Origin of the sequence: Acinetobacter sp. NBRC 100985 (genome assembly GCF_000241225.1) — a bacterium.
Classification (GTDB): domain Bacteria; phylum Pseudomonadota; class Gammaproteobacteria; order Pseudomonadales; family Moraxellaceae; genus Acinetobacter; species Acinetobacter venetianus.
In genome coordinates, this window is record NZ_BAEB01000028.1 from 55,150 (window position 1) to 77,871 (window position 22,722).

Below are 22,722 nucleotides of genomic sequence, written 5' to 3' on the forward strand. Positions count from 1 at the left end.
TTCTATCTTATTTAAACATTGAGTTCTTAACTCTAGATAGAGAATGATCAATACTTTTTCTTTATTTTTATAAAAAAATAGAGCCTCTCGGCTCTATTTTCTTGATGGTATCAAGCTGACTTCGCCAATACTTCAGCCATTGCTTTGGCAACTTTATAAACATTGTTCATGTTTAAACCAGCCACACAAATACGACCACTACGAACTAAGTAGATCGCATATTCTTCACGTAATGTATCGACTTGTTCAGCCGTTAAACCTGTATAGCTAAACATCCCTTTTTGATTCACAAGGTAGCTAAAGTCACGATCAGGTAAGGCTTTAGTCAACTCATCTTTTAAGATGCTACGCATTTTAATAATACGCTCACGCATCTCTTTGACTTCGCCCTGCCATTGTTGGTTGAGATCGGCGTCATTGAGTACTTGATCAACCAACCATGCACCTGTTGTTGGTGGGCTAGAGTAGATACGACGTACTGTTGCTTTTAACTGGCCGAATGTGCATTTTGCGGCTTCAGCATCATCACATACGAAAGTTAAACCACCAACACGCTCCCCATACAGTGAGAAAATTTTAGAGAAAGAGTTGCTGACAATAAAGTTCAAGCCCGCTTGGTCTAAAGCACGGATTGCATAAGCATCTTGCTCCATACCATCGCCAAAGCCTTGATAAGCGATGTCGAGGAATGGAGTCAGATTACGCTCTTTTAACACTGCAATCACTTGATCCCATTGTGCTGGATTTAAATCCGCACCTGTTGGGTTGTGGCAGCAAGGGTGTAATAACACGATGCTTTGTTCTGACAAAGTTTTTAATGTTGACAACATACCATCAAAATCAACACCACGTGTTTTAGCATCAAAATATGGATAGAAGTTGCTCTTGATGCCAGCGCCGTTGAAGATCGCAACATGGTTATCCCACGTTGGTTGGCTCACCCAAACTTCTGAATTTGGAAAATAAGTTTTTAAGAAATCTGCACCGACTTTTAATGCACCTGAACCACCCAAAGTTTGAATGGTAGCAACACGACCTTGTTGAATTGCCGGGCTGTTTGTACCAAACAATAATGCTTGAATCGCATCACGGTATGGTTTGAAGCCTTCCATTGGGAGATAAAGTTTGGTTTTATCTTTTTTAGCCGCAATACGTTTTTGAGCTTCGATAATGGTATCAAGCTGAGGAACGATACTGTCTTCGTTATAGTACAAACCAATACTCAGGTTAACCTTTTCAGCGCGAGAATCAGCATTAAACTGTTCCATTAAAGAGAGGATTGGATCGCCTGCATAAGGTGGGATATGTTGAAACATTAACAATGTCCTTTTTTGAACGGTCATCACTTCCACCGTTCTTTTATAACAAAAGATAAAAAGAAAATAGGACTGAGGATAAACTCAATCCTATCCAAAATTTAGAGTGAAAATCTAAAGCTTATACATCAGCATTATATGCAACGCTTGGTTGTGCATTTTTCAACTTACGTTGCTTCATGTAATAAGCAAACATTAAGCACAGAATCCAAGCTGGAATCATCATCACCGCAATACGCATATCCGCAGTCAATGACATCACTACAAGAATACACAACATGAATACGATGCAAAGGTAGTTACTAAATGGATAAGCAATACTCGGAAACTTAGTCGTTTGCCCTTCTGCTAACATCGCCTTACGGAACTTCAAGTGTGTCCACGAAATAACAATCCAGTTAATTACAATCGCTGCAACCACCAACATCATTAGCAAGCCAAAGGCTTTATCAGGGAACGCATAATTCAACAGTACACAAAGCACCGTCACAAAAGCAGATACATATACGGCGTTGGTTGGAATACCGCGCTTATTAATTTTCTTTAGAAACTTAGGTGCATTACCTTGCTCAGCCAAACCTAATAACATACGACTGCTGCAATAACTTGTGCCGTTATAAACCGACACAGCAGCAGTTAATATTACAAAGTTCAAAAGCGTCGCAACACCTTGGCTGTCTAATGAAGCAAAGACCATCACGAATGGACTACCGCCCTCTGCCATTTGATTCCATGGGAAAAGTGCAAATAAAACAAACAATGTCGCAATATAGAAAATCAAAATACGATAAATAATTTGATTTACAGCTTTAGGTAAGGTTTTGTCAGGATCACGTGCTTCGGCAGCCGTAATACCAAATAGTTCGATACCACCAAAAGCAAAAATGATCACAGCCATTGCCATGACTAAACCTTCTACACCAAATGGAAAGAATCCACCGAGTGCCCAAAGATTGCTGATGCCTGCTTGAGGTCCTGCTGTTCCTGTCGCAAGTAAATATGAACCGAAGGCAATCATCGCCAAAATTGCAAGAATTTTAACAATAGAGAACCAAAATTCCATTTCGCCAAAGAATTTGACGTGTAATAAATTGATACCGTTAATCAAAATAAAGAAGGCTAAAGCTGAAGCCCATGTCGGGATTTCTGGCCACCAATATTGTATATAAAGCCCAATTGCACTTAATTCGGCCATACACACTAAAACATTGAGTACCCAGTAGTTCCAGCCTGACATAAAGCCTGCAAATGAACCCCAGTATTTGTATGCGAAATGACTAAAAGAACCACTTACAGGTTCTTGTACAACCATTTCTCCTAACTGACGCATCATTAGAAATGCAATAAAGCCTGCGATTGCATAACCTAAAATAACTGAAGGTCCTGCAAGCTTGATTGATTGTGAAATACCAAGAAACAGTCCTGTACCAATTGCACCACCTAGCGCGATAAGCTGGATGTGTCGATTGCTCAAACCGTGTTTCAGATTTCCTTGCTCTGGTTTTGACATATGATTATTCTCATCCTTGTCACGTAATTTTTTTGTATTAAATTACGTATATCATAAATTAATCAAAAATGCCTATAGTTGATCGAAAAATAATTAATTTACTTTTCTCATAACCGCGCATATAAGCAGAAAATTTAACAAATAACAATAATTATGAAATATGTAATTAAATTATGTATTGCGTAATTAATAAATTTAAGTATGATAGAACTCATAACGGTTAATCCTTCTTCTTGATCACAGGAAATTATTGCTACTCAACTGAGAGTATCTACATATTTTTCAATAAGATGATGAGGAAAAAGTAAAATTTATGGCTTCGTCCAGATAGAATTAAAGACAAGGAAAGTAAATCATGGCACAGAATTTAAGCTCTTTTGTTGAGATTCAAGCTCTATCAGATTTCACAATGCATAATTTGCCATATGGTATTTTTAGTGAAACACCTGACGGTAACAAACGTGTTGGTGTTGCAATTGGTGATTTAGTCCTTGACCTTGCTGCTTTAGAAACGCATGGTTTACTACAACTCAATGAAAATATTCGCTATTTCAATCAGCCAACACTCAATAAATTTATAGATTCAGGTAAAGCAAACTGGCAAAAAGTACGTCAAACATTACAAAGTCTACTTTCAGCGGACAATCCAACGCTTCGTGATAATACGGAATTACGCCAACAAGCTTTTTTTAAACAAAATATGGTAACTTTACACTTACCTCTACAAGTGCCTGGCTATACCGATTTCTATTCGTCTAAAGAACATGCGACCAATGTAGGTACGATGTTTAGAGATCCAAAGAATGCGCTTTTACCAAACTGGAGCGAACTTCCTGTCGGATATAATGGTCGTGCAAGCTCAGTGATCGTCAGCGGTAAAGATATTATCCGCCCATCTGGACAAATCAAACAGCCAAATGAAGATCGTCCAATTTTCTCTGCAACACGCAAGCTGGATTTTGAATTAGAAACAGCTTTTGTAGTCGGTAAAGCAACTGAACTGGGGCAGCCAATTGCCATTGAAGATGCATGGGATCATATCTTCGGTATGGTTTTACTCAATGACTGGTCAGCACGTGATATTCAACAATGGGAATATGTGCCTCTTGGCCCTTTCAATGCAAAAACTTTTGCGAGCGCTATTTCGCCTTGGGTTGTTACGATGGAAGCTCTTGAACCATTTAAAGTAAAAGGCCCAACTCAAGAACCAAAACCACTGTGCTACTTAGAAGAAAACGTTGTGAATAGCTATGACATTCATCTCAGCGTAGAAGTACAAAGCCCTAAATCGCAACAAACTGATGTGATCTGCGAAACCAACTTCAAATATATGTATTGGTCGATGGCTCAACAACTCACTCACCACACCATTGCAGGTTGTAATGTTCAAGTTGGTGATCTTATGGGATCGGGTACGATTTCAGGTCCAACTGAAAACTCGTATGGCAGCTTGCTTGAATTAACGTGGAATACGACCAAACCATTAACCCTTTCAAATGGTGAAAAACGTGGCTTTTTGGAAGACGGCGACCGCGTCATCATGAAAGGTTATTGTGAAAAAAATGGTATTCGTGTTGGCTTCGGCGAAGTTTCAAATAAGGTCTTAGCTGCAAAAAGCTTTCGCTTTACTGAAAAAGAGGAAGCAAGCTATGAAACTGTATAGTTACTTTCGTAGCTCCGCAGCTTATCGAGTACGGATCGCTTTGAATCTCAAAGGTCTCGATTATGCGACTCAAGCAGTTCATTTGGTTAAAAATGAACAGCAGCAAGCCGAATATAGCGTATTGAATCCTAGCCAACTAGTTCCAACCCTGATTGATGAAGAGCAAAGTTTGCTGCAATCTCTAAGCATTTTGGAATATTTGGAAGAACGCTATCCAGCAACAGCCTTATTGCCTAAAAATTTGATTGAGCGTGCCAAAATTCGTGCCTTTGCTCAAGCAATCGCTTGCGATATTCATCCACTCAACAATTTAAGAGTGCTGAAATACTTACAAGATGAACTGAGCTTAACCAACGAACAAAAAAGCCAATGGTATCAACATTGGATTTTAGAAGGCTTTAAAAGTCTTGAAGTGCAATTGCAGCGTTCAAATGGTCAATTCTGTTTCGGAAATTCAGCCACAATTGCTGACTGTTGCTTGATTCCCCAAGTCTACAACGCAAAACGCTTCAAAGTAGATTTGAGCCCGTTTCCCAAGATTGAATCAATTTATCAACACTGTCTTACCATCCCAGCATTTTTACATGCCGCACCAGAACAACAACCAGATTGGGAATAAAGAAAAAGGAGTTTTATGATGAGCTTTGCAATTAAAAAAATTCACCACGTCGCGTACCGCTGTAAAGATGCCAAAGAAACGGTTGAGTGGTACAAAAAAATGCTCAATATGGATTTCATCTTGGCATTTGCAGAAGACCACGTTCCTTCGACCAAAGCCTTTGATCCTTATATGCATTTATTCTTAGATGCTGGACAAGGCAATGTACTGGCATTTTTTGAACTGCCAACGCAACCTGAAATGGGTCGTGATGAGAATACACCGCAATGGGTACAACATATTGCTTTTGAAGTTGAAGACCAAGACGCTTTGTTACGTGCAAAAAAACACTTAGAAGAAAATGGTGTGAAAGTATTAGGCGTAACCAATCACGGTATTTTCCACTCTATTTATTTCTTCGATCCAAACGGTCATCGCCTAGAACTCACTTATAATGATGTTCACGCAGATGCGAAAATTGCACGTATTACCGAAGAAATGAAACTCGAGATGTTAGATGAATGGAGCCGTACTAAACGTGCGCCTCACCATACTCATTTCCTTCATGAAGAAGAATTAGGAGTATAGTCAAAACATCGCAGCATGGTATTGGCAAAGATGAATACATCATTGCCGCTTGAGGTTTTTATGACATTCCAGCAGCAACGGATATTCAGATTCGAAACCGAATTGCTGCTTAATCATTTTTCAGCGCATCGGCATTGGAGCAGATTGTCTTCAATGCCGATTTTTTATCGCTCAAGAATGATCAATAAGCAAACTTTTGTTGTATTCTGCTGCTATATGAACAAAAGTAAAAACTCATTTTTGAGTCGTTATTTACTTATAGAATTCGCCTATTTGCATCATTCAAAAAGATGATTTCTATTTTGAAAAATGCTCAGGCATCATGTGTAACATTGAATATCTACTTGAAACAAATACAACTGGATAAATGCGGATTAAGGGTTAGTGAATGATTGAAGAAAAATTATCTGGTGGCGTTCAATCACTCGAGGTCGGTTTATCTGTACTTAATGCACTTTTAGAGCATAACAAACCGATTATTTTAAAAGACTTATCAAGCAAATTAGATATGCATCCAGCCAAAGTGCATCGCTATTTAGTGAGTCTTATCCGCATGAATTACGCAAAGCAACTCGATGCTGGCCAGTATGCGCTTGGAGATCAAGCTTGGCGTTTAGGCTTAAATTGTATTCAACACACTGATGTTTTACAGCTTGTACAACATCTGATTTATGATCTGCAAAGCAAGATTGGTTGTGGTATTCAAATTAGCAAGTGGTCTCCTAAAGGCCCTTTAGTCGTTCAATCTATTGAATCTAACCATCCTATTTCGATTGTGACCAAGGTTGGTTCAATCATGCCTTTAGTAAACTCTGCTGCTGGTCGTGTATTTGCTTCTTATTTACCTGAAGCAGTCATTCAACCTTTAATGTCTGCAGAGTGGGAAAAAGCAGTTCAAAATCATTATCAAATTAAGCCTTCGAGCTGGGGTGAGTTTTTACCTTTAAAAGAGAATATCCTGCAACAAGGCATGGCTGTTGCAAAAGGTGATTTATTGGTTGGGATCAATGCTGTTGGTCTACCAATCTTTAATGCACATCAAGCAATGGAATTTTGTATCGTTGCACTAGATAGTGAAATGTTCCTACCTGTTCATGATGGTAGTGAAAAGCTAGAACTGTTTAAACGCGAAGTAGCTGCAATTAATCAATATATTAAAACACGTTAATTATTTTTCTTATTCAATAAAAAAGCCAAGATATTGATCTTGGCTTTTTTGATTTGATATTTGCTTATTTAGCTTCTAGCACACCACGGCGGATTTGATCACGTTCAATTGATTCAAATAACGCTTTGAAGTTACCTTCACCAAAACCATCATCATCTTTACGTTGAATAAATTCAAAGAATACAGGCCCAAGCATATTTTCAGAGAATATCTGTAACAACAGCTTTTTCTCGCCCTCTTTGGTATTACCATCCAAGAGAATGCCGCGTTTCTTCAACTCATCCGTCGGCTCACCATGTTCAGGTAAACGCTCATTTAACATTTCATAATAGGTTTCTGGTGGTGGTGTCATAAATTTAAGACCTAAGCCTTTTAACTTATCCCACGTTGAAACTAAATCATCTGTAATGAATGCGATATGTTGGATGCCTTCACCATTAAAATCAGCAAGGAATTCAGCAATCTGACCATTGCCCTTATCAGAGTCCTCATTGAGAGGAATACGAATCATACCGTCTGGTGCAGTCAATGCTTTTGACGTTAAACCTGTATATTCACCTTTGATGTCAAAGTAACGAATTTCTTGGAAATTAAAGATTTTCTCGTAGAAATTCGCCCAGTAATCCATACGACCTTTATAAACATTATGTGTTAAATGGTCGATTTCATTTAAACCTGCGCCACGCGGATTTTTTTCAACATCGTCAAAGAAAATAAAATCATTTTCATAAATATCACGATCTACAAGGAAAATTGGCATACCACCAATCCCTTTAATCGCAGGGATATTTAACTCCATCGGCCCTGCTTGTGAATACATAGGCTCTGCGCCCAATTCGATTGCATTTTTGAATGCTTTCGCAGCATCACGAGTTCTAAAACCCATTGCGCATGCTGAAGGACCATGTTCCTTGTAGAAGAATGAAGCATAAGATTCTGGCTGATAGTTCAAGATAATATTGATATTACCTTGGCGCCATAAATAAACTTTTTTAGATTTATGCTTTGCAACTTTTGTAAAACCGATTGTTTCAAAGATCTGATCTAATCCATTTTCCGTCGAAACAAACTCAATAAAAGCAAAGCCACATAGTTCTAATGGGTTATCTAAAATGTCCATCTAGTTTCCCTTATCTTATATTAGATAAATTCATCCGTTTTAAGCTGAACACAATGTCAATCACTATAGTCATCATAAACCATCTAGCATGATTAACGCTTGTGCACGTTGTTAGGAAAGGTAACAGGTGTTTTTATAAATATGTAAAAGCATCCATGTACTGCCTTTTCCTTCCATGAGCTCACCAAAGCAAACGTGAAAAATACAGTTTTTTGCTTTGGCTCTCAACCATGACATTCATGCTACAAGAAAGATTTAATTTATGCAATACATAATTAAATTATGTTATATGTAATTTTATAATCTTTTAGAAGTCACTTACATATCTGCATATGCTTCAAGTAAAACCGATATTAGAAGAGAAATAAGGCTAAACCTAAACTCGACATTGGTCTGAATATAACAAATGATAAACTTTTAAATGGAGAATAATTCTCATATCTAACAATTCATTACTTGTAGTTATACATCGTTCTTGGCATCGTGAACCCATTACTTAATTTAGGAATCCCTTGCCAATGGCTAGTCCAGCACAAGCTATACGACATAAATTACTTAATACCTTTTTTTCAAGACATTCCGTTTGGTTCCTATGTATTTTTATTGCTTTAACAATTACTTGGTTTAAAACAATTTATACGCCACAGACCATTTATTATTTCATCTCAGACACGTTATTAAATGGGCTATGGGTAGTGACTAGCCTACTGAGTCTTGTTGGTCTTCATGATTTACTGCAAAAGAAACACTCCATCTTAAAAAACTATCCAATCTTGGGACATTTCCGTTTTTTCTTTGAAGATGTACGCCCTGAAATTCGCCAATATTTTATTGAGGCAGATCAAGATGCATTACCATTTTCACGTATGCAACGTAGTCTCGTTTATCAACGTGCAAAAAATGAAAATGCGGATAAACCTTTTGGATCAATCATAGATGTGTATGAGCCAAATTATCGGTTCATTGTTCACTCAATTGCCCCTTGCCCACCTGCTGATCCAGCAAGCTTCCGAGTTCAAATTGGCAATTTGCAATGTAGCCAGCCTTATAGTGCTTCTATTCTGAATATATCAGCGATGAGTTTTGGAAGCTTGAGCGCCAATGCAATTCGCGCTTTGAACAAAGGTGCAAAACTGGGACATTTCTACCACGATACAGGTGAAGGAAGTCTGAGTCCCTATCATTTAGAAAACGGTGGCGATATCGTTTGGCAAATTGCGAGTGGATACTTTGGCTGCCGTACACCAGAAGGACTATTTGATCCTGAAAAATTTGCGGCACAAGCGAAACAACCTCAAATCAAAATGATTGAGCTTAAGCTTTCTCAAGGTGCTAAACCTGGTCATGGTGGTATTTTACCTAAACATAAAATTACCGAAGAAATTGCTCAAATTCGTGGTGTTTCTCGTGACCATGACTGTATTTCTCCATCTAAGCATCCAAGCTTTAATACCCCAATCGAAATGATGCATTTTATTCAAAAGCTAAGAGAGCTTTCTGGTGGTAAACCAGTTGGTTTTAAACTATGCATCGGTCAACCTTGGCAGTTCATGAGTATCGTAAAAGCGATGCTAGAAACAAAAATCATTCCTGACTTTATTGTTGTGGATGGGTCTGAAGGTGGTACGGGTGCAGCACCTATTGAATTTAGTGACTATATTGGGACTCCATTAAGAGAAGGGCTACGTTTTGTGCACAACACTTTAGTTGGAGCAGGTCTACGCAATCAGGTCAAAATCGGTGCAAGTGGTAAAATCATTAGCGCCTTCGATATTGCTAGCACCTTTGCACTCGGCGCTGATTGGGTGAACTCTGCTCGTGGATTTATGTTCGCTGTTGGATGTATTCAAGCCCAAAGTTGTCACACCAACCAATGCCCTGTTGGCGTTGCTACTCAAGATAAAGACCGACAAAAAGCAATTGATGTCCCGAGTAAAGCTGAACGTGTGTTTAGCTTTCACAAAAATACCTTACATGCTTTGTCTGAAATGATTGCAGCAGCAGGTTTAAATCACCCTTCTGATATTAAAGCCCACCATCTTGCTCAACGTATGAATGATCGTGAAATCAAAAATTATGCACAAATTCATTTCTTCCTTAAAGAAAATGAATTACTGCAAGGTAATTTAGATGATGATGAGAATTTTTATTATCGTATGTGGAAATTGGCTGACGCGAATCAATTTTAATTAAAGAAAAAAGCCGTTCATTTAGAATGGCTTTTTTCAGATTATTTGTTCAATTTCTAATGAGAATTGAGTTGATTAAAAAATAAATCCTATAGACATTTATCTCTTACGTTTCAAAGAACATGTCGGGTTAGTTTGAGTAAGCAATGTATTTGTTGCTGCATTACAGCTCAAATAAACACTCCCATCATCAGTGCAAATTCTTGCAGCATATAATCGACTATTATTTTCAAGGGTTTGCGTCGGATGACTCGAATAACGAGCCAGACGCTCCATATACATAATACGTTGTTTACACTCTGGGAACTGTACCATAGCTCTTTGAAATTCAGATCGCTTTGCCGAAACTTTAGTTTTGTTACTCGCTAAATCTTGCGTATACGCGTTTTTCTCATTTGAAATTGCCTGCATACGTCGCTGTTCGAGCGATTCACACTCCCCATTGAATCCATCAGCAGCAGAACCAGTACATGCAATTTTTTGACTTGCTTTAGATGAACAAGGACCACTTTGATACGAAGTCCCTTGATTGGTAACGCACTTATATAGTTCTTGCGCATGGGCAGAATAACAGAAACCCATTAAGCAAAAAGCATAAATGATCTGTATTATCGATTTTGACATGACAACCCCAACATATAATTTATTGATAATTTTTATAATGTTAGGGATTCTATCATTTTGATATTCAGTTAAAAAGTAGTCTAATAATAATAGTTATTTGGTTTAGCATGTAAAAATGCAGGAATTAAACCAGTTAATGCCGCACGAATATCTGCACGCTCATTAATCAATTGATGCGAACCTTCTTCTAACATCAACAATGTTTGTAATCTAAATTTTCGGCGAATATATTCGATGTTATAACGCCAATCTACAGTTTGATCTAACGCTCCTTGCGCTAACCAAACAGGAATTCTACACGCTGGCCGATGCTCCATTTCAAGCATCCATTTTGACATTGCTAGAATCCAATCCATCCCCATCATCCGTGGCTGTAATGGGTCTTTTAAGCGAACAAAACGTAGAAATTCAGGATTATGGTTATTACGACGGAAATGGCGAGGAACTTGGCTTTTTATTCGACGAATAATCCCCAAACCAACAGAATTATGCCACCATGCTGTTTTTGCAGGGCGTATCAATGGAGAAAGTAACAAAACACGATCAACTATCGGGTCTTCTCTGCGTTCAGCAAACTCTAACAAATGGTGCATCCAAATCGCACCACCTGTACTTTGCCCGATGCCTAACCACGGCTTAGGTAACTGTTTTGCACCTCTAACTGCATCATAAATAGCATGTAAAACTTGTTGATAATGATCAAAATTCTGAATACTCGCAGGTGAACCATTACTCAAACCATGCCCAGGAAGGTCATAAGTAACAACACTAAAACCTTGATCTAATATTTCTTTAATAATTGGTTGATAAATTCCACTATGTTCTAAATAGCCATGCAATAGGCAAACGGTACCTTGTATTTTTTGTTGCTTTGGCTGAAATACTTGTACATGGAGACGAAACAAAGGCATTTCTACATAACCTTGCCAATGTTCACAATCCAATAAATGCAAACCATAAAGTTTGCGATAAGCTTGTAGCGCTAATGAAACCTCACTTTTTTTTGATAAATCTAAAGGTTCGAGCACTTGAGGTGTCGTTTCACGATTAGGAACAGGTAAATCAAGCTGTTTTAAAATTGTCGGATTTAAAAAAGGAATATTCGACATTATGGTACCTCCCGACAATCACTTGATCCAAACAACATATCACGAATCGTAGCAAGCATTTCATAGTTCGCACGGCGGCTATGATCATAGTTTTGCTCACTTGGACGCCATTGAGTTAAAGTCGTTGGCATTGGTGCGATTACAGGCACCGTTTCTATTCCATTCAATGCAAATAGTCGACGTGTGCGAGGCATGTGGTATTCATCAGTAATCAAGATTACTGTTGGTGCACCACCTTTTTTCTGAAGTAATAAAGAACTAAATCTTGAGTTCTCGCAGGTATTCATACTTCGATTTTCAAGTAATTTTGCCTCTATTCCACGCTCTTTTAACCACGCCTGCATATATGGTGCTTCGACACCACTCAGCACAATCGGTAAATCGTATTTCTCTTCAACTTCAAGCGTTTTTTCTAAGCGTAACCGAGTGTAATTATTTACTACGATGTCTTTACCATTTGCACCAAGCGTTAAACCACCACCCAACACAACAATTGCATAAGGCTTAGATGAGCTATTGCTCTCGATTACACCATCTTTATTTTTTTTGATTTCGACTAAATCTTTATTGGTTTCATCTTTTTCAGCATCTTCAACAGGTAACTCGATTGGATATGTTTCCAAAAAAGAAACATATTTTTCCATCAAAGCCTGATTATCTGGTGTATTCCACTTTAAGAAATCAAGCGGTGTACTTGCTGCTACCGCTGAGCTTTCTTGGTCTTGTTCAGCTGGTTGATTGATCATCGGAATGTTAAGTTTTTCAGCTTCTTCATTCTCTTTTTCTTGCTCTTCATTAATAAGCTGCTGTAGCAACTTATAACGAGCTTGTATCAATCTTAAATCTTCTGGTTTCTCCGACTGAAAAGTTTTTTCCATTAATTTGAGATAAGCCTGACGCGCAATCCAAAGATCTGAACCAGGTTCTAAGGTCTCATGTTCACTCAGTGCTGCTGATTTTTGGCTTTCGGCAGCAACTTCATTTACATCTACAGGAACAAAATAATTCAACCCTTTCACAACAAACTGTGAGTAAAATGGCGAGTATAAAAAAAGCACAAAACTGCCTAAAAGTACGAATAAAATTGTAATTACTCGTACTAAACTGACCATCCAATGTACTTTAGCCATATATCTCCTCATTCATCATGAGCTTGAATTAAACCCTGCTCACTATATAACACAGGTTCAGGCTCTAAACGAATACTAAACTTTTGTTTTACATCACTTTGTACAGCTTGATAGGTATTCCGAACATCATTCAGTGTAGCATCAGCATAATTGACCAAAACCAATGCTTGCTTATGAAACATACCTACTGAACCCAACTGTTTACCCTTCCATCCAGTTTGGTCAATCAGCCAACCCGCAGCCACTTTAACATTGCTATTTGGTTGCGGATAATGAGGAATGTTTGGAAATTGTTGTGCAATTTTGTCAAAGTCACTTTGCGTAACAATTGGATTTTTAAAGAAACTCCCGACATTTGGAAATTCTTTAGGATCTGGAAGTTTGCTCTGACGGATATGAATGACTTGATTCTGCAAATTTTCAGCAGTCAGGAGATCACCTACTGCTTGCTTTAAATCACCATAATTCAACTTCAAATCAGGATGCTTTAATAATTTAAAAGTCACAGCAACAATGATATAGCGATTCGGATGATCTTTGAAAATACTGTGCCGATAAGAGAAATGGCAATCTTGAGCAAGGATCGAGCTAAATTGTTTTAGCTCACGATCATATACTTGTACTGAATCAATAAATTCTCCAGCTTCGACACCATAGGCACCAATATTTTGCACAGGCGATGCACCAACTAAGCCAGGAATCAACGCAAGATTTTGTAAACCAAACCAATTCTGCTGCGTACTATATAAGACAAAATCATGCCATACCTGACCTGCTCCAACTTGAACAGTTACGCTACGCTCATCTTCGGCAATAACGTCAACACCCTGAATATTGAGATGCAGGACTAAAGCATCAATTTGTTGGGGCAATAACACATTGCTACCGCCAGACAACACTAAAACATTCAAAGATTGTTGTTCTGCGAAGGCTAAAGCATCAACAACATCATTTGGATGGTGAATCTCGATATAATGTGAAGCGATGGCATTAAGATTTAAAGTATTTAACGCTTTAAGCTGAACCTGCTGTTGTACATGCATGTAAATAGAATCCTATTGCCCTACATTCAAATGTTGTTTAAAAACCTCAACCCATGCTTGACTACTTGACTCGCACTGATCTAGTACCCGATCAAATCCATCAGCGCCACCATAATATGGATCAGGAATGGCTTGTTGCTTAAAATTTGGATCATGTTCACTCATCAAAGCGATTTTCGCTCGGATTTGATGTGTACCATATTGATGAATTGCTTTTCGTAATAAAGTCTGAATATCATCAAAGTTTTCATGATCCATCGCAAGGATCAGATCAAACTGAGTAAAATCCGTGATGGTGATTTGTCTTGCACGTAGTGTGGAAAGATCATAACCACGTTGCGCAGCATGCTTTTGGCTACGGATATCAGGTGCTTTGTTCGGGTGATAGTTACTTGTACCTGCCGAGTCTACGATTACATCTAAACCATGCGCATCACAATAATGTTTAAGAATGGCCTCAGCCGTGGGAGAACGACAGATATTTCCCAAACAAACACACAACACCTTATATGGCGTTTTGGATGGCATATTCACCTCAAATCTACACTTTTTTACAGCGTCTTATGTTAAGTTATTTGAACAATGAAACCTATAGTCACTTCATATAAAAATGTTGTATTTATTAGGGTTTGTTAACATTTTATCTCATGATGTAATTGATTAATTATAAAGTGTGAACAAATTCAAAACATAAGGATGTATGTATGAACCCATTTCAATTTCAAACTGTTCCCAATATCATCTCGGGGCTTGGTTCCATACAAGAACTTAAAAATATTTTAACTCAACAAAACTATCATAAAGCCCTGATAGTGACTGATGCTGGCATGATTCAACATCAACTTCACTGGCCAATTGTTGATATTTTAAATCTAATTGCTCTTGAACATATTATTTACTCAGATATTCAAGCCGATCCGCCAGAACATATTGTTTTAGAAGCAGTCGATTTTGCAAAACAAGAAAAAATTGATGTCATTATCGGTTTCGGTGGCGGTAGCTCAATGGACGTTGCGAAAATCATCGCCCTCCTCGCGCACCCGCAACAACAGCAAGCTTTAACTGATATTTACGGCGTAAACCAAGCTAAAGCACCACGTTTGCCTCTTGTACTGATTCCAACAACAGCAGGAACAGGTTCAGAAGTCACACCGATCTCAATTGTCACAACTGGCGCAACAACCAAAATGGGCGTTGTTTCACCTGTTTTATACGCGGATGTCGCTATATTAGATGCAACTTTTACCCAAGGCTTACCGGCGCATATCACCGCAGCAACAGGGATTGATGCGATGGTACATGCAATTGAAGCTTATACCTCAAATATTAAAAAGAACTGTTATGCTGATATGCTGGCGAAGAATGCTTTAAAACTGCTCAACAACAACTTAGCAAAAGTCTTAAAAGATGGAGGTGATCTTGATGCGCGTCAAAATATGTTGATGGGATCAATGCTGGCAGGACAAGCTTTTGCAAATGCACCTGTTGGTGCAGTACATGCCCTCGCGTATCCGTTAGGTGGGCATTTTCATCTTTCGCACGGTCATACCAATGCATTAGTACTGGTTGAAGTTTTAAAATTTAATGCACCAAAGGCAAAGCAATACTATGCTGAATTGATGCAACTCATGGATCCAAGAAGTACTGGTTGCACTGATGGTCTCTGCGATCTATTCATTGATCATATGCAAAACCATCTCGATCAAAGTGGTCTAACTTTGAAATTAAAAGCGCTCGATATACCTGAAGCTAAACTTCCACAACTCGCAAAAGACGCAATGTTACAGACTCGACTACTGCAGAACAATCCAAGAGAAATGACAGAACAGGACGCTTTCAACATTTATCAGGCGATTTACGCATGAGTAAACCTATTTTAAAAACCCGCGAACAATTTAAGTTCTTTTTTCCAATTCAGACTCGCTGGGCTGACAATGATATTTATGGTCATGTCAATAATGTCACTTACTACAGCTATTTTGATACCGCCGCTAATTCATTGCTGATTCAAAAAACAGGTTTCGATATTCATCACAGTGAAATTATCGGACTTGTCGTCGATTCTGCTTGTAGTTTTCTACAAGAGCTATCTTTTCCAGAAATCATTGAAGTGGGAGTAGCGATAGGCAAAGTAGGGAATTCATCACTTCGATATGAACTCGCTATTTTCAAGCAAGGACAAACCCAAGCTGCTGCGCAAGGTCATTTTGTGCATGTCTTTGTAGATCGTGAGAATCGAAAGAGCACCACGATTCCTCAAGAAATGCGCGATGTTCTTACAGACTACTTATTAGCGCAATAAGCATATATAAAGCAAAGGAAAATACGATTTTACCTTTGCTTTTACCTTAGGGCTTTAACTGAATATTATGTAATTCCGCATCAAAGGTTTCAATCAAACCTTTCAACGTTGGTTCTTGTTGTAACAAGTTCACTGCTCGATGAAATGCTTTTTCCTTACGTACAGCCTGCATCGCAAATGGTGTGGTGGAATCAACTTGCCCATACTTCACCGAAAATTGAGTATTGATCCAATTTTCTTTCAAAGCACTTTCTAAAGCATGTTGTAACTGAGTCAACATTCCCTCATATTCTTGCGGAATATGAAATACAGATGCACCATCAATCTGTCCCGTCATCACACCATGTTGGGCTAACTCTTGAACAGCTGGCGAAAGTTCACTATTTCTAAACCAATATTCCCACTTTTCTAAATTCCATTCACCTTCGAGCACCTGCACTGGAAGCTTCAAAATATCTTGTGGCATTAAGTTATTTATCTCAACATCTTGCTGTTGAGATGATGCAACCTGTGCCACAGCCTTTTCTAAAAGAGGCTCAATGATTTCAGATTCAGAAACCATAGATGCTTCTGACTGATCAACTAATTGATTGGTTGCATCGTCCCGCACAATTTGCTGAGAATTTTGCTCAATAGGAAAAACGAGTACATCATCTGACTGAGTAATATCAAAACTTACTGTTTGAGATTCAGCCTGCTCTAAACCAATCAGCTGACCATCTTCCGCATCGAAAACCATGAGATGGCTATCTTGATTTTGCATAGCAGGTTCAGGTTCAGGTTCAGGTTCAGGTTCAGGTTCAGGTTCAGGTTCAGGTTCAGGTTCAGGTTCAGGTTCAGGTTCAGGTTCAGGTTCAGGTTCAGGTTCAGGTTCAGGTTCAGGTTCAGGTTCAGGTTCAGGTTCAGGTTCAGGTTCAGGTTCAGGTTCAACACTAGCCACTTCTACTGGTGCTGCAAACTGTTTTTCTTGACCGACACCTGAAGTAAACTGCTGATTTTGCGGGTCGAGTTGCACTACAGGTGCTGCCTGAACAGTCACCTCATTTAGACTCATCGGTCTAAACGCAAGCATCCGTAAAACACACATCTCGAAACCCTGCTCTTGCGTGACCGCTAATTGCAAATCAGCACGCCCTTTGCAAGCGATTTGATAATACAATTGCAAGTCTTGTGCAGACACAAGCTTCGAAAGCTGTAGGATTTTTTGATTGATTTCTTCACTATATTTAAGCGCTAAATCAGGTAGGTACTGCAACAATGCCAACTCATGAAGCGTCGAAACCAATTGGTCTAGAACTAAAGACACATCTAAAGCTTGCTGCCTAAATTGCAAAAGCAACTGACTCACACGCGCTTGCTGATTTTGATGAATCGCTAGAATCAAATCATAGATAATCGTTCGATCAATCAGACCTAACATATCTTTAACATCTTGATGATGTACTGCACCCTGACCATAGGCAATCGCTTGATCTGTGAGTGATAATGCATCCCGTAAAGAGCCTTGTGCTGATTCTGCAATTTGCCAAATGGCATCTTGATCTGCATCAATTTGTTCTTTATTTAAGATCGCCGTTAAATGTTCAGTAATTTCATCAACCGCCAAAGGGCGCAGTGTGAATTGCAAACAGCGTGAAATCACCGTAATCGGCAATTTCTGAGGATCAGTTGTCGCAAATAAGAATTTTACATGTTCAGGTGGTTCTTCTAATGTTTTCAATAATGCATTAAACGAATGCGTTGAAAGCATGTGCACTTCATCGATCAAATAAACTTTGAAGCGACCTTGAGTTGGAGCATATGGGACATTATCAAGTAACTCACGCGTATCTTCTACTTTGGTACGTGAGGCTGCATCAATCTCGATCAGATCAATAAAACGACCTTCATTTACTGCTTTACAGGTGGCACAAACTTCACAGGGTGTCGAGGTTACACCTGTCTCACAGTTCAAACACTTGGCTAAGATACGAGCAATCGTCGTTTTACCGACACCACGCGTTCCAGTAAACAAGTAAGCATGATGCAAGCGACCACGTTCTAATGCACTCGTTAAAGCACGAGAAACATGGTTTTGCCCCACTAACTCATTGAAATTACGTGGTCTGTATTTTCTTGCAAGTACTTGATACATGTATGCTCCTTATTGCAGCTTAAGCATACTGTTTTTTAGAAAGAGCTGTAAATGAATACATGTTTAATTGATCAAGATTAAATACATTCGATTACTTTAAGGGACAATTGCTCAGCAAGCTTACATCAAGCAAGACTTGCACCTGTTCGCAACTCAATGGAAAATAGCCCCTAATTTTTTATGTTGTTGGTTTATTTCCCATGTCTCAATCTTTAGCGGTTTTAGGCGGCATTACCGCAGAACAATTTTTAAATGAATATTGGCAAAAAAAACCATTACTCGTTCGCAATGCGATGCCTGAAATTATTGGCTTATTAGAACCTGAAGATGTTCAGGAACTTGCACTTGAAGAAGATGTCACTGCACGGCTGATTCGTCAAAAAAACAAGAACCCAAATGAGTGGCATGTCAAATCATCACCTTTGACCAAGGGTGATTTTCAAAAACTACCAAATCTTTGGACTTTACTGGTACAAGCAGTCGATCATTACTCGTTTGACATTTCAGAACTTTGGAAAAAATTTCCATTTATTCCTCAATGGCGTCGTGATGACATTATGGTGTCTTATGCACCTAAAGGCGGATCAGTGGGTAAGCATTTTGACTTTTATGACGTATTCTTAGTTCAGGGTCATGGCCATCGCCGCTGGCAACTTGGACAGATGTGTGATGAATCGACTCAATTTATCCCAGATCAACCTTTAAAACTATTGCCAGAAATGGATATTCAGTTTGATGAGGTTCTTGCACCGGGTGATTTGCTCTATGTGCCACCCGGACTGTCTCACTATGGTGTTGCTGAAGATGATTGTTTAACTTTCTCATTTGGCTTTCGTATGCCAAACCTATCTGAAATGATTGATCAAGTGAGTGATAAATTTGCAGAGAACACTTTGCTTAAAAATCCACTTGCAGATATTGCACGTCAACAAACTGCACACCTTGGCGAAATCAATGAAGTTGAATTTTCATATTTAAAAACACAGCTATTAGATTATCTAACCAAAGCACCTGAGTTCGATGCTGCCATCATGGCATATATGAGTGAATCAAGTTATCCAAACAACATTCCTGAACCAGAAGAAGTTGAAGCAAGTGATCTAAGTGAAATCATCGGTACAGGTTATGAATTAATACTTGAACCTGCATCAAGATTACTTTATCGCATGCAAAATGGTTCTTTAGATTTTTGGGCAAATGGTGAAAACGTTTGTATTTCAGAAACGTTTGCAGCTCAATTAAAACGTATCGCTGATGGCGAAAATATCGCTTTAGATGAATCATTCAATGACGATGCAGTATTAGAAGACATTGCCATGCTACTCAACAATGCTGTTGTGATGTTGCTACCACCTCAAGAGTAAACGATTTACCAATACTTCTAATATCAATGGTTCAGGTTAATTTACTTAACTGCGATAACGAGACCTACTGATATTAGAAGTAAATTTTTCCAACGATTACATTTTAATTATTGAATAAGATATCGAATTTTATAGACTCATCTACAAGAACTTAAAACATAAATTACATCACATCATTCTATTTACAATAACGGAGAACGCTTGTGTTTAAAAAAGCATTATTTTGTTCATTCATTGCTTCCTCTCTTTTTCTTCAAACAGCACAAGCTTGTACACGCGCTGTTTATCTAGGCAATGATAATCATATTATTACAGCACGATCGATGGACTGGAAAGTTGATGTCGGTACAAACTTGTGGATTATGCCAAGTGGCGTTAATCGCGATAGTAATGCTGGTCCTAAATCACTTAAATGGAAATCAAAATATGGCAGCGTGATTGCCTCTGGATATGATATTTCTACAACAGACGGGATGAACGAGGTTGGATTAGTAGCCAATGTTTTGTGGTTAGTTGAATCTGAATATCCTGATGCCAAAAAATCAAATAAACCTCAACTCAGTATTTCTGCGTGGGCCCAATACGTTCTTGATAATTACGCAACCGTTGCTGAAGCTGTAGCAGCTTTAGAAAAAGAACCTTTTACACTCATCACTGATAGTGTTCCAGGTGAACAACGCTTAACAACTTTACATTTATCACTTTCGGATAAAACAGGTGACAGCGCAATTATTGAATACATTAATGGGAAACAAGTGATTCACCATGATAAAAAATATCAGGTAATGACGAATTCACCTATATTTGACCAACAACTTGCGCTAAATACATATTGGAAACAAATCGGCGGCACAGTCATGCTACCCGGCACAAATAGAGCTTCAGACCGTTTCGCACGAGCATCATTCTATATCAATGCCATTCCTAAAAACGATAACCCTAAAGAGGCACTCGCATCCGTATTCAGTGTAATTCGAAATGCATCAGTTCCTTTTGGATTAAATACTGAAGAAGAACCCAATATCTCTTCTACACGCTGGAGAACAGTTGCTGATCATAAACAGCAATTATATTTCTTTGAATCTGCTGTATCTCCAAATGTTTTTTGGGTAGATTTAAAGAAAATCAACTTTAAAGATGGCGTAACGCGTAAGCTTGATTTAGGAAAAGATCAGCAAAATACATTTGCTGGTGATGCGACTGATCAATTTAAAGCATCAAAACCATTTGAATTTCTTGGGCCACAGTTACATCATTAAAGCGTTAAATTGAAAATAAACTTGAGAAGTGAAATATGAAGAATGTAATTTGTTTGCTAAGTCTTTGCGTCATGATGGCGAGTTGCGCAAATATGCAAAATACAACAACACCATCGACGACGATTGATCACCTTGCTACTGCGGGTTCATTGAACTGTAAATCAAATGAGTTATGCCCAAATGTCGTTGTTGAATGGGACAAACAGCAAAAAGATAAATTACATCTCGACGTTGCATTAACCAGTACTTATCAATATTACGACATCAATGGTTTAACTTTTTTGTTGATGGTAAATCCTTTTCTTATACTCCAGCTGGAAAAACTGAGCAAAAGTATATTAACCGTTTAATTCCAAAACGCTCTTCTAATTCATTTAGCCTTCCAAGTGCGTTTTTACTAGAACTTAGAAATGCTAAAAATGTAGAACTTGCGATTGCAACGGATAAAGGCTCAATAAAACGTTCTGTTTATACGCCAACGGAACAATCTATGCTCTATCAAAACTTTGCTCGTTTAATTTCTGAACTTTCTAATAAATCTGCGAAGTAAAATAATTTTAGTCTTCAACGCTCGTTATTTATTTCAATGTAGATAACGAGCACACTATAATTCAGCACGCAAAAATCACAATAAATACCATAAATATAGCAGTTACCTGCCTAAGCCATCTAAAATATGTAAATAAAATGGTTTTTATTAGAACAATCAGTTTTTACATTATTTTAATTACTTCCAATTATTCATATTGTTAATTTTATCAAAGAACTACGACTGGAAATTTCAAAGTCAATTAAATAAATATTGTTAGTTTTCCCTAGGATATTTTATAAATACCATGTAAAATCGCTGCCAAAATCGCATGACAGGATGCAAAACCATGCTCTGCTGACGATGAGCAAACTCGAGGCTAAGTATGTCAAAAAAAGAAGATATTATTAACACAGCATTAAAACTTTTTAATTCACATAGCTATAATTCGATTGGGGTTGATCGAATTATCAGTGAGTCAGGCGTTGCCAAAATGACTTTCTATAAATATTTTCCATCTAAGGAAAAATTAATCGAAGAATGTCTACTACAACGCAATATTAATTTACAAACCTCTTTGAATGCCGCTTTAGCTGAATGTGATCCTGAAGATCCATTAGGACAATTAAAAGCCATTTTTGAATGGTATAACGCATGGTTTCTTAGCGAAGACTTCAATGGTTGTATGTTTCAAAAAGCATTAGAAGAAGTTATTAAAATCTATCCTTCTACGCTTGAACCTGCGACTCAATATAAAATTTGGCTTACAGCACTTGTTCAAAGACTATTAACACAACTTGGTATTCAGAATCCGACCCACTTAGCAACATTGATTGTAAGTATTTTGGATGGCATGACGATACAAGCTCATGTGAATAGACATTCAGTTGAAATGGATCAGTACTGGACACGAGTTGAACATTTAATCAATTATGAGAAGGCGTTAGCTTAAATAGCAACGCTTTTTTCTTGTTGAAAAATCAATTTATCTATATGCTGATTACAAGAAAAAACAAAGCGTGATTTATAGTTATTATTGTGGCTCACGCTTGCGTCTGAGTTGGAAAGAATAATAA

Annotated in this window: 19 protein-coding genes and 1 pseudogene; 11 read left to right on the forward strand and 9 right to left on the reverse strand. The window is 38.1% G+C overall.

Going from position 1 to position 22,722, the window contains the following annotated elements; all coding sequences use genetic code 11:
* Positions 1 to 110 precede the first annotated feature (110 nt).
* On the reverse strand, positions 111 to 1,316 hold the full coding sequence (locus ACT4_RS11095; RefSeq protein WP_007482303.1) for an amino acid aminotransferase: 1,206 nt from the start codon (positions 1,314 to 1,316) through the stop codon (positions 111 to 113).
* Between the two features lie 121 nt (positions 1,317 to 1,437).
* On the reverse strand, positions 1,438 to 2,826 hold the full coding sequence (locus tag ACT4_RS11100) for an amino acid permease (protein ID WP_007482305.1): 1,389 nt from the start codon (positions 2,824 to 2,826) through the stop codon (positions 1,438 to 1,440).
* 355 nt (positions 2,827 to 3,181) lie between these two features.
* On the opposite strand from ACT4_RS11100, the gene fahA reads away from it, so the two are divergent.
* From fahA to ACT4_RS11120, 4 genes are all read left to right on the forward strand, one after another.
* Positions 3,182 to 4,489: a fumarylacetoacetase gene (gene fahA / locus ACT4_RS11105; protein WP_007482306.1), complete on the forward strand. Its 1,308-nt coding sequence runs from the start codon at positions 3,182 to 3,184 to the stop codon at positions 4,487 to 4,489.
* The gene (gene maiA / locus ACT4_RS11110) at positions 4,476 to 5,108 is read left to right on the forward strand and encodes a maleylacetoacetate isomerase (RefSeq protein WP_007482308.1); all 633 of its coding nucleotides are present in this window, start codon (positions 4,476 to 4,478) and stop codon (positions 5,106 to 5,108) included. The genes fahA and maiA overlap by 14 nt, the downstream gene beginning before the upstream one ends.
* An 18-nt stretch (positions 5,109 to 5,126) precedes the next feature.
* Entirely contained in the window at positions 5,127 to 5,675 is a 549-nt protein-coding gene (locus tag ACT4_RS11115; RefSeq protein WP_007482310.1) for a VOC family protein, read from the forward strand.
* Between the two features lie 388 nt (positions 5,676 to 6,063).
* Entirely contained in the window at positions 6,064 to 6,843 is a 780-nt protein-coding gene (locus ACT4_RS11120) for an IclR family transcriptional regulator (RefSeq protein ID WP_007482312.1), read from the forward strand.
* Positions 6,844 to 6,907: 64 nt separating this feature from the next.
* On the opposite strand, the gene hppD is transcribed toward ACT4_RS11120, so the two are convergent.
* Positions 6,908 to 7,963 (reverse strand): 4-hydroxyphenylpyruvate dioxygenase, encoded by a 1,056-nt coding sequence (hppD, locus tag ACT4_RS11125; RefSeq protein WP_004879259.1) that lies wholly within the window; start codon positions 7,961 to 7,963, stop codon positions 6,908 to 6,910.
* Positions 7,964 to 8,481: 518 nt separating this feature from the next.
* Here hppD and ACT4_RS11130 point away from each other — a divergent pair.
* Positions 8,482 to 10,152, forward strand: coding sequence for an FMN-binding glutamate synthase family protein (locus ACT4_RS11130; RefSeq protein ID WP_007482315.1), 1,671 nt, complete (start codon positions 8,482 to 8,484; stop codon positions 10,150 to 10,152).
* A 99-nt stretch (positions 10,153 to 10,251) separates the two neighbouring features.
* On the opposite strand, the gene ACT4_RS11135 is transcribed toward ACT4_RS11130, so the two are convergent.
* The 5 genes from ACT4_RS11135 to ACT4_RS11155 form a co-directional block, all read right to left on the reverse strand.
* Positions 10,252 to 10,776 carry a hypothetical protein gene (locus tag ACT4_RS11135; RefSeq protein ID WP_007482317.1) on the reverse strand — a complete coding sequence of 175 codons (525 nt, stop codon included), beginning with the start codon at positions 10,774 to 10,776 and terminating at the stop codon, positions 10,252 to 10,254.
* A gap of 80 nt (positions 10,777 to 10,856) precedes the next feature.
* Complete coding sequence (locus ACT4_RS11140) at positions 10,857 to 11,885, reverse strand: alpha/beta hydrolase (protein WP_007482319.1); 1,029 nt, start codon at positions 11,883 to 11,885, stop codon at positions 10,857 to 10,859.
* The gene (locus ACT4_RS11145; protein WP_007482321.1) at positions 11,885 to 13,015 is read right to left on the reverse strand and encodes a YdcF family protein; all 1,131 of its coding nucleotides are present in this window, start codon (positions 13,013 to 13,015) and stop codon (positions 11,885 to 11,887) included. Before ACT4_RS11145 ends, ACT4_RS11140 begins: the two co-directional genes overlap by 1 nt.
* Before the next feature lie 8 nt (positions 13,016 to 13,023).
* Positions 13,024 to 14,058: a UDP-N-acetylmuramate dehydrogenase gene (murB, locus tag ACT4_RS11150; protein ID WP_007482323.1), complete on the reverse strand. Its 1,035-nt coding sequence runs from the start codon at positions 14,056 to 14,058 to the stop codon at positions 13,024 to 13,026.
* 12 nt (positions 14,059 to 14,070) lie between these two features.
* Positions 14,071 to 14,586 (reverse strand): low molecular weight protein-tyrosine-phosphatase, encoded by a 516-nt coding sequence (locus ACT4_RS11155; RefSeq protein WP_007482325.1) that lies wholly within the window; start codon positions 14,584 to 14,586, stop codon positions 14,071 to 14,073.
* Positions 14,587 to 14,762: 176 nt separating this feature from the next.
* On the opposite strand from ACT4_RS11155, the gene ACT4_RS11160 reads away from it, so the two are divergent.
* Complete coding sequence (locus ACT4_RS11160) at positions 14,763 to 15,923, forward strand: iron-containing alcohol dehydrogenase (protein ID WP_007482327.1); 1,161 nt, start codon at positions 14,763 to 14,765, stop codon at positions 15,921 to 15,923.
* Positions 15,920 to 16,360, forward strand: coding sequence for a thioesterase family protein (locus tag ACT4_RS11165; RefSeq protein WP_007482329.1), 441 nt, complete (start codon positions 15,920 to 15,922; stop codon positions 16,358 to 16,360). Before ACT4_RS11160 ends, ACT4_RS11165 begins: the two co-directional genes overlap by 4 nt.
* Before the next feature lie 46 nt (positions 16,361 to 16,406).
* On the opposite strand, the gene dnaX is transcribed toward ACT4_RS11165, so the two are convergent.
* Positions 16,407 to 18,494, reverse strand: coding sequence for a DNA polymerase III subunit gamma/tau (gene dnaX, locus ACT4_RS11170; protein WP_007482331.1), 2,088 nt, complete (start codon positions 18,492 to 18,494; stop codon positions 16,407 to 16,409).
* A gap of 200 nt (positions 18,495 to 18,694) precedes the next feature.
* Between dnaX and ACT4_RS11175 the strand changes: the two genes are divergently transcribed.
* The 4 genes and pseudogenes from ACT4_RS11175 (at position 18,695) to ACT4_RS11190 (ending at position 22,598) form a co-directional block, all read left to right on the forward strand.
* Entirely contained in the window at positions 18,695 to 19,858 is a 1,164-nt protein-coding gene (locus ACT4_RS11175) for a cupin domain-containing protein (protein WP_007482333.1), read from the forward strand.
* Positions 19,859 to 20,061: 203 nt separating this feature from the next.
* On the forward strand, positions 20,062 to 21,117 hold the full coding sequence (locus ACT4_RS11180) for a linear amide C-N hydrolase (RefSeq protein ID WP_007482334.1): 1,056 nt from the start codon (positions 20,062 to 20,064) through the stop codon (positions 21,115 to 21,117).
* 35 nt (positions 21,118 to 21,152) lie between these two features.
* Positions 21,153 to 21,667: pseudogene (locus ACT4_RS11185) on the forward strand (hypothetical protein).
* A gap of 364 nt (positions 21,668 to 22,031) precedes the next feature.
* Complete coding sequence (locus tag ACT4_RS11190) at positions 22,032 to 22,598, forward strand: TetR/AcrR family transcriptional regulator (protein ID WP_007482338.1); 567 nt, start codon at positions 22,032 to 22,034, stop codon at positions 22,596 to 22,598.
* Positions 22,599 to 22,722 lie beyond the last annotated feature (124 nt).